Origin of the sequence: Mogibacterium timidum ATCC 33093 (assembly GCF_000525775.1) — a bacterium.
In the GTDB taxonomy this organism is placed as follows: domain Bacteria; phylum Bacillota; class Clostridia; order Peptostreptococcales; family Anaerovoracaceae; genus Mogibacterium; species Mogibacterium timidum.
Genome location: NZ_JALU01000005.1, coordinates 45,324 through 57,400, shown reverse-complemented (window position 1 = coordinate 57,400; position 12,077 = coordinate 45,324). Strand labels below are relative to the sequence as shown.

Genomic DNA, 12,077 nt, shown 5'->3' with positions numbered 1-12,077 from the left:
GGCTCATCGTTAGCAAATGTGCCCAATTCCATTTTTTGCTATAAGCAGTAGTCTCTGAACTTTTCTTTTTGTTCAACAAGAATATTAAAGCCGTCAATATCAACAGCTAAAACTTTACAACCCTCAGATATAGCCTCTTTGGAACCAACAGAAAAGCGGAGTCTCTCGGCTCCGCTCTAACTCTATAGGAATGTAATACCTAAGCTCTTACTCTGCCAGACTGGCGAGCATCTCTTCATCCTTGGCACGCTGCTGCTCAATATTTTCATGCAGTATCATGTCCTTGACCTTCATGAGTCTCGTCTGGTTACCTCTCTCGTTCTCATCAAGCTTCATCTTGATATACTTGATGGTCTCCTGATAGTCAGGTATCTTGACGTACTCAAGGGCGTTAACGCGCCTTCTGGTCTTCTCTATCTCATCGGCTATCAGCATAGCTTCCTTCTCCATTCCGGCAAGCCGAAGCAGTTTAGGAAAGAGTTCCGACAGCTTCTCTATGGATTTATCAAGCTCACCCGACGTAGTTGCGAATCCATAAGGATATACGCTGCCAGTCTGCGTGTTCTCCTGCTCAAAATCAAAGGATGGGACATCGACGCTCATCACGTTCTTCTCAGTAGCTACAAGCTTAACGCTCTGCTTAGGGTACATCAGAGCTTCCTCCAACATTTCCGGTGTCATTACGGCACGCGCAACGGAGAAGCTTCCGTACACATCCTCCAGTATAGGTTCAATCTCTTCGCGAAGAGCCCTGATCTCTCTAGCGAGATCAAGGAAGATACGCATCAGCTCATCTCGCTTATCCTTCATGAGCTTGTGCCCCTTGATAGCCACCTTGAGCTGCCCCTTAAGCTTAGACATGACCATTCTTGTCGGATTAACATTTAATCTTGCCATAAGATCATCCCTTCCTTAACTAAGCTACTTCTGCTCATAGAATTCATCCAGGTACTCATCGTGTACACGCTTGAGCTCAGATCTAGGCATAGTTCTGAGGAGCTCCCAGCCTACATCTAAAGTTTCTTCGATGGATCTGTCCTTCTCGTATCCCTGTGATACGTATTTGTTTTCAAATTCATCTGCAAATTTTGCATATAGCTTATCGACATCGCTGAGTGCAGCTTCTCCGAGGATAGCCATCAGTTCCTTGCACTCCTTACCTCTTGCGTAAAGAGCAAACAGCTGGTTGAGCACATCCGCGTGATCCTTGCGAGTCTTGCCTTCGCCTATCCCCTTATCCTTTAGACGGGACAGCGACGGAAGTACATCAATCGGTGGTGTTATACCCTTTCTGTAGAGGTCTCTGGATAGGATAATCTGTCCCTCGGTGATATATCCTGTAAGGTCGGGAATTGGATGCGTAATATCATCTTCAGGCATTGATACGATAGGAATCATAGTTATAGAACCATCGATGCCCTTCTTCTTACCGGCTCTCTCATACATAGTTGCAAGGTCAGTGTACAGGTATCCCGGGTAGCCGCGACGACCGGGAACCTCCTTACGAGCTGCGGAAACCTCACGGAGAGATTCGCAGTAATTTGTAATATCAGTTATGATAACCAGTACGTGCATATTCTGCTCAAATGCCAGATATTCAGCAGCGGTCAGTGCCATACGAGGTGTCGCGATACGCTCTACAGCCGGGTCATTAGCCAGGTTGAGGAACATTACGGAGCGGTCGATAGCACCGCTCCTCCGGAAGTCAGTCATGAAGAACTCGGCTTCCTCGTAAGTGATACCTACGGCTGCAAATACTACAGCGAACTTGCTGTTAGACCCGCGAACCTTAGCCTGTCTGGCAATCTGTGCTGCAAGGTTAGCGTGTGGCAGTCCCGATCCGGAGAAGAGTGGAAGCTTCTGTCCTCTTACCAGCGTGTTCAGTCCGTCGATTGCGGATACACCAGTCTGAATGAACTCAGATGGGTACTCTCTGGCAGCCGGATTCATAGCGAGTCCGTTGATATCCATGTATCTATCCGGGATAATCTCAGCACCGCCATCGATAGGTCTGCCCATTCCGTCAAATACTCTTCCGAGCATATCGAGAGATACACCGAGCTGGTTGCCGTGACCAAGGAACCTGACCTTACTCTCTTTGAGATTCATTCCTGCGGAATTCTCGAATAGCTGCACGACAGCGTCAGTGCCGTTGAGCTCAAGAACCTTGCAGTGTCTCAGCTCGCCATTTGCGAGCTCAATCTCTCCCAGCTCATCGTAGCCTACGTCTTCTACACCCTTAACAACCATCAAAGGGCCGGCTACCTCAGAAATAGTCTTATATTCTCTAATCATTCAGTTCACCTGCCTTCTTAATGAGCTCATCTACGGATGCATCCAGCTTTTCGGTCAGAGTGCTGTATTCGCTGTCAACCTGATCTTCCTGCAGATACTTGAATCTACCGATATTCTCGCGAAGCGGCATGGATGCAACAGCCTTGAAATCAGCGTGCTCCTGAAGTCCCTTGAGACCTTCATCATAGAAGTGAAGGATTAGGTCGAGCAGCTTGAACTGCTTGTTTGTAGATGTAAATGTGTCAACTTCATGGAATGCATTCTGGTGTAGATAGTCCTCACGAATCATCTTGCAGACCTCAAGCTTGAGCTGATCTTCCTTTGACAGACCGTCTACTCCGACAAGCTGTACGATTTCGTTGAGCTCGTCCTCCTCCTGAAGCAGCTTGAGAGCCTTAGCTCTGTGAACAGGAAAAGCCTTGTTGACATGCTCCGCAAACCACACATTGAGTCTGTCTGAATACAACGAATAGCTGTTCATCCAGTTGATAGCGGGGAAGTGTCTGGCGTGTGCCAGGTTGGCATCCAACCCCCAGAACACCTTGACAATACGCAATGTTGCCTGTGACACAGGCTCGGAAATATCTCCTCCCGGAGGCGATACAGCCCCGATTGCCGAAAGTGCACCGACTCTGCCGTCACTTCCCAGGCACACAACCTTACCGGCTCTCTCGTAGAATTGCGCAAGCCTGGATGCCAGATATGCCGGATATCCTTCCTCGCCGGGCATTTCCTCAAGACGTCCCGACATCTCACGCAGAGCCTCAGCCCATCTGGATGTCGAGTCAGCCATCAACGCTACGGAGTAACCCATATCTCTAAAATACTCGGCAATTGTAATTCCTGTGTATACCGATGCCTCTCTAGCGGCTACCGGCATATCGGATGTATTAGCGATGAGGACAGTTCTGCGCATCAATGACTCGCCTGTCTTAGGGTCAACCAGTTCAGGGAACTCATTGAGTACATCTGTCATCTCGTTACCGCGCTCACCACAGCCGATATAAACTACGATATCCGCGTCTGCCCACTTAGCCAGCTGATGCTGTACAACCGTCTTTCCTGATCCAAAAGGTCCGGGAACAGCCGCTACACCACCCTTTGCGATTGGAAACATCGTATCGATAACTCTCTGTCCGGTGATCAGCGGTTCGTCCGGGGAAAGCTTCTCTTTGTAAGGGCGCTCAACTCTGACCGGCCATCTCTGCAGCATCTTGACTTCTACATCCCTGCCGGATGTGTCCTCGATAACTGCAACAGTCTCATCAACTGTAAAGCTGCCGCTCTCGATGCTCTTAACCTTACCGCTGACCCTGTAAGGTACCATAATCTTTTGTGTTACGGCGATCGTCTCCTTGACTGTACCCAATACATCTCCGGCGGAAACCTCATCGCCGACATTTGCAGCCGGAACGAAATCCCATTTTTTGTCATGGTCTAACGCCGGCTCCGATACACCTCTGGCAATATTGGTGCCTGTCTTCTCGAGTAGAACAGACAGCGGTCTCTGAATTCCGTCGTAAATAGTCTCAATAAGTCCCGGACCGAGCTCTACAGACAACGGAGCCCCTGTTGAAAATACAGGCTCACCCGGCTGTAGTCCAGCAGTTTCCTCATATACCTGAATCGAAGCATTTCCGCCGCGCATCTCGATAATCTCGCCTGTAAGGCCCTGATGTCCGACCTTGACCACGTCGTACATATCTGCATTGCTCATGCCCGAAGCAACTACTAGAGGTCCGGATATCTTAACGATTTTACCTTGTTCCATGATTACCTCCATTATTTATCGCCAAATAGTATATCGGCACCAACAGCCTTCTCAACAGCTCTCTTGACGTTGTTAAGACCCGCGCCATAGCTCCCGTCGCTTCCCGGAATCGGAACGATTGCCGGAATACGCAGGGTTTCATATTTTGCGATTTCATTACCTAATTCTTTGTAATATTTCTCAGTGACATAGATGATTCCATAATCATCCTTCACGATACTATGCAATTTCTCTGCAGCCTCATCCTTGTTTCTGCACGCAAATGCATCCAGACCGAAGACCTTGAAGCCGAGCACACTATCGGCATCACCAATAATACCAATCTTACTCATAAGTCTCCCTCAGCCTTTCTCTTATCAAATCCGGACTCATCTTGGCCAGCTTCCCGGCGAGCACGATGCGGATAGCCTTAATCTCATTCTGTCTGGCGATGAGATACGCAACGAGCGGCTCCAGGCCAAACGTCACGGTCTTGGCTCCTCTGCTGTATTCAACCAGCAGATTATCGCAAATCTTCTCGAGCATCGTGAAATTCCCACCAGTATCGATTGCCTCTCCGCCGTCGTTTACAGCCTTAGCTATGTCATAAGGAAGGAATCTGTCCGCCGCCTGTTTGAAGTCCTCGTCGTAGCTATCGAGGAACACCTGCATATCCACGGATCCGCCTGAAATAAATACGTTTTCAAAGTACTTCCATGGTTGTCCCATCTTTTTGACTCTAGCAAAAGTCTTGAGATTAATCGTGTCAATCCAAAGTGCTACATAGCCTTCGACGAAATCATTTTTTGACTTCGCTGCCGCCTCGACAATATCAGCGAAGCAATACTTATCACAGACGAAATCAATCATCTGCGGATCATTTGAGCGTGCATGAACTGCTACAGCTTCGTCAAGAGCCCGGATCATATTCTCGGTGAGCAACATGGTATCCCTCTCTCTGACACTCTTGGACATATCGCCTGTGCTGACAGTTCCGCTCTCCATGAGAAGTTCGTCTCTATCTACGCCCAGCGCCTCTGACTTGAGCAGCACCTTGAGATTGTGGTAGTCAGCAGGATAGCAGAATATATCGAGTGCCTTGCTGCTCTTGCTGAGTTCCTTGACTTCAGCGAAGAACGAGGCCTCTGCCTGCTTCAATACATCCTGATAATTTGCTGCTGTCAAAGCGTTGCCTTCAGAACCATAACCAGCATCTTGCAGAATTTTGCATATATCGTCGATATTTTTAGACTCTGTCATATTGCGAAACTGCTCTCCCGAGAGAAGCTTTCTCTCCTGGCTTCTCACATATGAGCTCGCATATACGAAATCAGCTCCCAAAATACGCCTCCTTTCTGGTTACTGCGGTTACTTGAATAAAATTCCGGCAACCTCTGCGGTCAACTCTTCTCTTACACTCGATAATAGCTTCTCAAGTGAAGCATTGTATGAGATATTGCCTCTTCTAAGGATGCACCCGCCTTTGATATCAGCAATTTCATCGCTTAGCTTGAGCGCTGTGCCTTTGAACATGTTCTCAAGGTCAGCGCCGATTCTATCTCTATCTGCTTGATTGAGCAGAACCTCTCCGCCCTCCTGCTGGAAGCTGCCAAGCTGTCTGCAGATGAACTTGACATACTCCGCGTTAGGAAGGCCAAGAATCCGCTCCACTGCCGTATCATAGCATTCGTCAATTACCGTCTGTTTGGCAGCGAGCTTCATCTTGCGCGCATCGAGATCCGCAACCGACTGTCTTCTGCTTATTAGAACCTCGGCATCCTTTTCAGCCTCCGCCTCACGTCTCTGTATCAGCCTGTCTGCTTCTGCCTGAACCGTCTTGAGTGCTTCCGCTTTTACAGCTTCTGCCTCCGCTCTACGATCGTCGGAATAAGCCTGAGCCTCCTTACGGATTCTCTCTGTTATAGACTCTATACTCATTCTTACCGTCCCTTTCTATATATCAGTAACAACGATTTACCGCGATTTAACCAATCCGGATTCCGTTGTACATAAGGAAGGAGATGATGAATGCGAGGATAGCGTATGTCTCAACCATTACCGCGTAGATAATTGCGTTACCCAGTGCTCCATCCTTCTTGGAGATCAGCTGCATGCCGGCTGCAGCGGCTCTGCCCTGTGTAAGGCCGGATACAATGCCTACTACACCGATTGGAATTCCTGCAAATAGGAATGCAAGACCCTGATTGGTTGTCACTGTTGCGAGGTTGCCGCCAAGAATTCCTATCTTAGTGAGAATCAGGATAGCGATAACCATTCCGTAAATTCCCTGCGTGCCTGGAAGAGCCTGTAGTACAAGTGTAGAACCGAAGCTTACCTTGTCTCCGGACATTACACCGTCAGCTGCCTCACCGGCAATACCGACACCAATAGCACTTCCTACACCTGCGATTGTAGCAATTGCTGCACCCAGTACAGCTAATGTTAGACCTAAACTCATTATTTTGCCTCCTTGATTATATTTATATACTTCGTATCCCTGCTTAATGGTTCAAACGCCCTGCCTTCACCTTCGTAGAACTTGCCAAAGAACTCTACATATTGAAGTCTGCAGGAGTGAACGAATGCTCCAAGAGCATTGATTCCGAAGTTGAGCGTATGTCCCAGAATTGCGATTACAAGGAACATAACCACGCCGACTATACTTTTGCCTCCCATCGAAGCCAGGAAGTTAAATACCTGTGCGATAGATGTGGAAGCAAGTCCAAGTCCGAGAAGTCTCGAATACGAGAGTATATCGGACAGATTTCCTGTCAACCCGCTGTATATGTCCCAGATTCCCAGTCCCTTGGTAACCCCCTTGTTGACGATGAATGGCAGTAGGATTGCCGCCGCAACACCTACGATAGTCATAATTTTGCCAACCTTCGGAGCTCCCGGAGCGACCCTGGTTCCGAACAGCATAAGAATTATGCCGCTAACGATAAGATACCATGCAAATACATCCTTGCATGCTTCGAGGACCTTACCGTCCCTGATTTGCTGATATGCCTTGATTCCCATGCCGACAAAGAGGTGTATAACACCGAGTCCGCACGAGAACACTAGGAAAATCATCGGTGATTTGGCCGGGTCGAGCCAAAGCGGATTGATGACGACTGTCTTGCCGAAGAACGTCTTAGCAACTACAGGAATGAGATCTCCAAAGAAGCTTCCGAACATTACCCCCCAGAATATACTGGAGATTCCACTGTAGAATAGCACTCTGAGCAGCTTGTACGGTCCGCCCTCGTACAGCTTGTTCTTCTTAATTGCATACACCGACATAACGCATAGGATGATTCCGTAGCCCACATCTCCAAACATGATTCCGAAGAATATGATATAGAAGATTGCGAATATAGATGTCGGATCTATTTCTTTCCAGTTCGGCAACGAGTACATCTCGGTGATGAATTCGATTGGTGCAAAGAACTTTTTGTTCTGTAAGCGCACAGGCACGTCATCACTCTCCTCCGGTTCTGTCAGCTCGTACCAGCATGTATACTTTTCCAGCAATTTCTCAACCTTGCCGGAAGCGTATTTCGGTGTCCATCCGTCAAAGGTGAACGTTTCATCTGTAGTCAGAAGCCTGCTCCTGACGTATGCCCTGTCGTGCTCAACTGCCATCATATCGTGGTAGCTCTCGACATCGGTCCTGACATCACTCATGCTCTTGATTCTCTGCTCTAGAGCACCTATCTCCTTATTAGCCTCATCGATCGTCCTATCGGCCTGAGCGAGGTTTTCCTCTACAGTACCTTTTAGATCAGCTATCGGAGCCTGTGTAAAGCCGTGGCGCTTGACTGCATCCATCACCTCATCCTCGTCTGCTTTGAAATACCAAAGCATGACGTACTGCTGCTCCTTATCCTTGTTGATGCTCTCAAAAACCGATGAGTGGCCTGCAGCCTCGAGTTCATTGGCAACACCCTCAACGTTTGTGTTCAGCGGCATCAATCCGATTCTGATACTTAACGAATCGGTTGACGTCAAATCAATCGGGAGGTCGTAGTTATTCCAGGGCTCCAGCGAAAGCTTGAGTGCTTCAGCAGAGTTCACCTTAGCGTATGCGTCGGTTATCTTGTTGCCGCACGAATTGAGGAAATTCACCTTCTCCGCAAAATCATTTTCCTTGCTCTGAATTTCCTTGAACTCCGCTTCGCTCATAACCCTGCGAGCCGGGAACATCGGCTTTTTGCTGCTATCATATCTATCCAGTAGAGATATGGCAGTATCGGCAGCAGAAATCTTCTTATCAAACTCTGCAACTGCAGTCTCATCGCCATCCCGGACAACCAGCTTCTTCCACTCTTCGTCTTGTAACAAGTCCTCCGGTTTGCTAACCTCGACAACTCCAAGATCCATGAGCTCTCTGAGCAATGTCTGCTTCTCATCGTTCATACCTATGACGGACAACTTGTTCATCTTAACTGTTGCCATAAGTACCCACTACCTTTCCGATGATCGTCTCAGCTGCCCGTGAGAGATTCTCCCTAGCCGCCGACTTAAGCTCTTTACAGGCTGCGGCTCCCAAGTCTATCCTTTCCTGATAGAGCGCTTCAGCCTTGGTCTCAGCTGTCTGCATTGCAGCTCTATAAGCTTCATTGCCCTTTCTGTCAGCCTCTTCAAGCAGCATCTTAGCTTCTCTTTTTCCGTCAGCTATAATCTGAGCTGCAGCCTCTTCAGATTCCTTCCTTATCTGAGCAGCCTGAATCTCAGCTTCTCTAACTTTTTCAATACCTGCTATCGACATAAGCGTATCCTTTCTGCCCTATACGTTTCAACCGCAATTGGCAAAACTGTATAGCACGTAATTTAATTTGAATTATATCACTCATTAAAATCCTTTACAAACTGGAAGCATTAAAAAACAAGGCTTCAGCTTGTCAAAGCCTTGTCACAGAATACAATTCAACCTATTTTCGCCTCTGAAAACTTTATCGAAATAATATATCTAATTTAAAAGAAATATTCCTGCCGTTATGAACGAAAAACCTACCATCAAAGCAATCATGATGATCGCCATAACACGCACCATTTTATCTCTCCTGCTTTTGTTCGATCTATCCGTTACAAATGAACGTCTTGCGTGAATCTCACCGGACTTTATGTCATTTTTTCTGGCCTTTTTGTTCATCTTTAACTCTCCCGTCTCACGATTTCTATATCACATAATATCTACGTATATTTCTATATGAACGTATATGATAAGTCTACTATTTTTTTATCATGAAAATCAATATTATCTATTGTTTTGTTCTTACATGCACAAAAAAAATAATTGAAACATGCATAAAACCTATGCTTAATTAATACTTATGTGATAGCTTCACTAATTTTTATTATTTTTCACAAAATTTATACCATTAACATTGTATCTGGCCTATATTTTTTCTTTTATTTAACATTTTCCATCATTTCCGATATATGTTCAGTAAAAAATGCAGTCGCAAAATCTTTGAATCTCTTCGCCGCCGGGGAGATCTGCCCCGGGTTTGGCGCAGCGATACCGATCGGAACATTGTGATTAGGCGCAAACGGCAGGGCTGTAACATTGCCCTTCCATTGGTTTATAGAGACACCATTTGCACAGGTAACACCAAGCCCCGCCTCAACCATTGCATAGGCCGCATAAGCATCCGAGGTCGTGTACTTAATCTTTGGCACGAAATTGTGTGATGCGAACAGACGTGAGCTGTCGCTTTCAAGTCCCGGATAGAGGTCAATGTAACTATCCTCGGTAATCTGACAGATATCGTACACACCTTTTGCAACAGCCGGATGATCATTTGGAACCCATATATAGAAAGGATCTTCAAAGAGCTGTATCCATTCGCAGTTGCCCTCACGGTAGCTTATGAGACAAAAGTCCAGCTCATCGCTCTGTAGCTTCTCCATAAGCGCCGTACTCCTGCCTGATGTCAGGTCAACCTTGATACCCGGGTACTTTACGCAGAACTGCTTAATCAGCTCCATAAATAGCTTGTAATATGTCGAATACGCTGTCGCAACACGTACCTCTCCGGTTATAATCCCTGATATCTCCGCTACCCTCTGCTCCACGTGATTAGCCGCGCTGACGAGTGCTGAAAAATTCGCGAGCAGTCTCTTACATTCATTCGTCGGCGTAATGCCGTTCCTGCTTCTGTTAATCAACCGCATGCCTGTCTCATCCTCAAGAGAAGCCATCATCCTGCTCATGCCTGAAGGAGTATAGCCGAGTTCAGCTGCTACAGAAGACATATTACCAAGTTCCAGTGCACGAAGAAGTGCTTTTACCTTTTCAGTTTCCATCTATAAAATATCACTCCTACTATTAAGCATTAAATAAAGACGTTTAATAGATGTTGATATTTTATCACAATAAATATGATTAATTAGCGATATTCGCAAATTAATATTTTTTTTATAATAATAGAACATCAGATTTACTTTTAGAAAGATTTACATTTAGAGTGGGGGGCGAAGTGAAGACAAAAAGGCGAAATCATGCAATGATATTGCTGTTTTCAGTTATTGCACTACGCGCAACGTCGCTGTTATTTGCAACAACAGGTTTGTCATATATGGGGCCGCTCACCATGAACGGCTACCGATTCCCGCTTGCTGCCATAATCATGTTGTTTATCTTCCGAAAGGATATGAAGAAGATAGATAAAAGCATATTGATGCACGGTTCTATAATCGGTTCCTTCTTTTTACTGACTATGTCGTTTGAAGTTATCGGACTCAAGATGACCAACTCCTCGACTACGTCATTTCTGGAGAACACAGCAATTATATTCGTACCGTTGGTAGATGCCTTACTGGTAAAAAAAGCACCTAAGATCAGTGTGATCATCAGCGCAATCATTGCACTGATCGGAGTTGGATTCCTTACTCTCAAAGGCGGCCATCTCGGGCTTAGCTTAGGAGAGTTTATATGCATACTCAGCGCACTGGCATACACATGTGCAGTAATTGCCACAGACAGGTTTTCAAAACGAGATGATCCGTTTATGCTCGGGATAATCCAAGTAGCATTTATAGGTCTTTCATCCTTCACACTTGCGATGATTGTTGAAGGGCCATCCTTCCCAACCGCACCTGCAGCCTGGGGCGTTCTGTTCTTTCTGGCAATCGTGTGCACGTGTTTCGGTTTCACACTGCAGCCCGTAGCACAAAGCAGACTATCCGCGTCAATATCCGGCCTGTTTTGTGCCTTTAACCCGCTGATAACAGCGATTCTGGGCTACATATTCCTGGGAGAACGGCTTGGGCTAACCGGCATAATAGGCGGATTATTAATACTCACAAGTATAGTAATTCCGGCTCTTGCTCCTATGTTCTCAAATCACAAGGAATACCATTAAACTCGTTTACGACATTACGAGATATTCCTAAACCTTATAATGTTCACAAAGTATAAAGTAAAAGTACGAGGAGACCTCTGCTCTTAAGCGGAGGTCTCCTCGTACTTGAATTACTATATATAGTACTTGTAAAGTAGGTAAATGCCGGTTTCACAACATGATATAACCAAACATGACTTATATTCTCATTTGTGATACGTCTCCCCGTTACTAATCTTAAACGCTCTATACACCTGCTCCAGCAGCATCACCCTTGCCAACTGATGCGGGAAGGTGAGCATGGAGAAAGACATCCCATAGTCTGCTCTCCGCTTAACTTTATCTGATAAGCCCAAGCTGCCTCCAATGATAAAATCGATAGTAGATGATCCTGTATCAAATATTCTCTGCAGCTTTCCGGACAGCTCCACAGAGTCAAGCTGCTGTCCTTCTACTTCCATCGCTATCACATAGTCGTTATCCTTGATTCTACTAAGGATCTTCTCTCCCTCGCGTGTGAGCACATTGGTCTCGTCCGCAGGCGATGGGTTTGCAGGAAGCTTGCTTTCCTTGAGCTCGACTATCTCAATATCGGCATAACTGCCGATGCGTTTACTGTACTCGGCGACTGCCGCAGTCCAATATTTCTCCTTGAGCTTCCCTATACATATGATTCGTATCTTCATATCTCTCCCTCTGCC

13 protein-coding genes are annotated in these 12,077 nt (G+C 46.5%); 1 reads left to right on the top strand and 12 read right to left on the bottom strand.

Annotation, left to right across the window (positions count from 1 at the left end):
* Positions 1-207: 207 nt before the first annotated feature.
* The 11 genes from HMPREF0581_RS02075 to HMPREF0581_RS02025 all read right to left on the bottom strand — a co-directional run bounded on the left by HMPREF0581_RS02075 (position 208) and on the right by HMPREF0581_RS02025 (position 10,339).
* Positions 208-897, bottom strand: a complete 690-nt coding sequence (locus tag HMPREF0581_RS02075) for a V-type ATP synthase subunit D (RefSeq protein ID WP_036379953.1) — start codon at positions 895-897, stop codon at positions 208-210.
* A 24-nt stretch (positions 898-921) separates the two neighbouring features.
* Complete coding sequence (locus tag HMPREF0581_RS02070; protein WP_009643943.1) at positions 922-2,295, bottom strand: V-type ATP synthase subunit B; 1,374 nt, start codon at positions 2,293-2,295, stop codon at positions 922-924.
* A complete protein-coding gene (locus HMPREF0581_RS02065) occupies positions 2,288-4,066 on the bottom strand; it encodes a V-type ATP synthase subunit A (protein ID WP_036379950.1) in 1,779 nt (592 codons plus the stop codon). Before HMPREF0581_RS02065 ends, HMPREF0581_RS02070 begins: the two co-directional genes overlap by 8 nt.
* An 11-nt stretch (positions 4,067-4,077) precedes the next feature.
* A complete protein-coding gene (locus tag HMPREF0581_RS02060) occupies positions 4,078-4,398 on the bottom strand; it encodes a V-type ATP synthase subunit F (protein WP_009643929.1) in 321 nt (106 codons plus the stop codon).
* Complete coding sequence (locus tag HMPREF0581_RS02055; protein ID WP_036379946.1) at positions 4,391-5,386, bottom strand: V-type ATP synthase subunit C; 996 nt, start codon at positions 5,384-5,386, stop codon at positions 4,391-4,393. The genes HMPREF0581_RS02060 and HMPREF0581_RS02055 overlap by 8 nt, the downstream gene beginning before the upstream one ends.
* A 27-nt stretch (positions 5,387-5,413) precedes the next feature.
* Positions 5,414-5,983, bottom strand: a complete 570-nt coding sequence (locus tag HMPREF0581_RS02050; RefSeq protein WP_036379944.1) for a V-type ATP synthase subunit E — start codon at positions 5,981-5,983, stop codon at positions 5,414-5,416.
* A gap of 46 nt (positions 5,984-6,029) precedes the next feature.
* A complete protein-coding gene (locus HMPREF0581_RS02045) occupies positions 6,030-6,503 on the bottom strand; it encodes a V-type ATP synthase subunit K (RefSeq protein WP_009643949.1) in 474 nt (157 codons plus the stop codon).
* A complete protein-coding gene (locus HMPREF0581_RS02040) occupies positions 6,503-8,485 on the bottom strand; it encodes a V-type ATP synthase subunit I (RefSeq protein WP_036379939.1) in 1,983 nt (660 codons plus the stop codon). The genes HMPREF0581_RS02045 and HMPREF0581_RS02040 overlap by 1 nt, the downstream gene beginning before the upstream one ends.
* Positions 8,472-8,798 carry a hypothetical protein gene (locus HMPREF0581_RS02035; RefSeq protein WP_036379937.1) on the bottom strand — a complete coding sequence of 109 codons (327 nt, stop codon included), beginning with the start codon at positions 8,796-8,798 and terminating at the stop codon, positions 8,472-8,474. The genes HMPREF0581_RS02040 and HMPREF0581_RS02035 overlap by 14 nt, the downstream gene beginning before the upstream one ends.
* 201 nt (positions 8,799-8,999) lie before the next feature.
* On the bottom strand, positions 9,000-9,182 hold the full coding sequence (locus tag HMPREF0581_RS02030) for a DUF4044 domain-containing protein (RefSeq protein WP_036379934.1): 183 nt from the start codon (positions 9,180-9,182) through the stop codon (positions 9,000-9,002).
* Positions 9,183-9,442: 260 nt separating this feature from the next.
* Entirely contained in the window at positions 9,443-10,339 is an 897-nt protein-coding gene (locus HMPREF0581_RS02025; RefSeq protein WP_036379932.1) for a LysR family transcriptional regulator, read from the bottom strand.
* A gap of 173 nt (positions 10,340-10,512) precedes the next feature.
* On the opposite strand from HMPREF0581_RS02025, the gene HMPREF0581_RS02020 reads away from it, so the two are divergent.
* The gene (locus HMPREF0581_RS02020; RefSeq protein WP_036379931.1) at positions 10,513-11,397 is read left to right on the top strand and encodes a DMT family transporter; all 885 of its coding nucleotides are present in this window, start codon (positions 10,513-10,515) and stop codon (positions 11,395-11,397) included.
* A 185-nt stretch (positions 11,398-11,582) separates the two neighbouring features.
* Here HMPREF0581_RS02020 and rlmH read toward each other — a convergent pair whose 3' ends face one another.
* On the bottom strand, positions 11,583-12,062 hold the full coding sequence (rlmH, locus tag HMPREF0581_RS02015; protein ID WP_036379929.1) for a 23S rRNA (pseudouridine(1915)-N(3))-methyltransferase RlmH: 480 nt from the start codon (positions 12,060-12,062) through the stop codon (positions 11,583-11,585).
* Positions 12,063-12,077 lie beyond the last annotated feature (15 nt).

Excerpts from the sequence above, each read along its gene's own strand:
- HMPREF0581_RS02050 (WP_036379944.1), bottom strand. The coding sequence starts at position 5,983 with ATGAGTATAGAGTCTATAACAGAGAGAATCCGTAAGGAGGCTCAGGCT.
- HMPREF0581_RS02060 (WP_009643929.1), bottom strand. The coding sequence starts at position 4,398 with ATGAGTAAGATTGGTATTATTGGTGATGCCGATAGTGTGCTCGGCTTC.
- HMPREF0581_RS02035 (WP_036379937.1), bottom strand. The coding sequence starts at position 8,798 with ATGTCGATAGCAGGTATTGAAAAAGTTAGAGAAGCTGAGATTCAGGCT.
- HMPREF0581_RS02065 (WP_036379950.1), bottom strand. The coding sequence starts at position 4,066 with ATGGAACAAGGTAAAATCGTTAAGATATCCGGACCTCTAGTAGTTGCT.
- HMPREF0581_RS02025 (WP_036379932.1), bottom strand. The coding sequence starts at position 10,339 with ATGGAAACTGAAAAGGTAAAAGCACTTCTTCGTGCACTGGAACTTGGT.
- HMPREF0581_RS02040 (WP_036379939.1), bottom strand. The coding sequence starts at position 8,485 with ATGGCAACAGTTAAGATGAACAAGTTGTCCGTCATAGGTATGAACGAT.
- HMPREF0581_RS02030 (WP_036379934.1), bottom strand. The coding sequence starts at position 9,182 with ATGAACAAAAAGGCCAGAAAAAATGACATAAAGTCCGGTGAGATTCAC.
- rlmH (WP_036379929.1), bottom strand. The coding sequence starts at position 12,062 with ATGAAGATACGAATCATATGTATAGGGAAGCTCAAGGAGAAATATTGG.
- HMPREF0581_RS02070 (WP_009643943.1), bottom strand. The coding sequence starts at position 2,295 with ATGATTAGAGAATATAAGACTATTTCTGAGGTAGCCGGCCCTTTGATG.
- HMPREF0581_RS02075 (WP_036379953.1), bottom strand. The coding sequence starts at position 897 with ATGGCAAGATTAAATGTTAATCCGACAAGAATGGTCATGTCTAAGCTT.
- HMPREF0581_RS02045 (WP_009643949.1), bottom strand. The coding sequence starts at position 6,503 with ATGAGTTTAGGTCTAACATTAGCTGTACTGGGTGCAGCAATTGCTACA.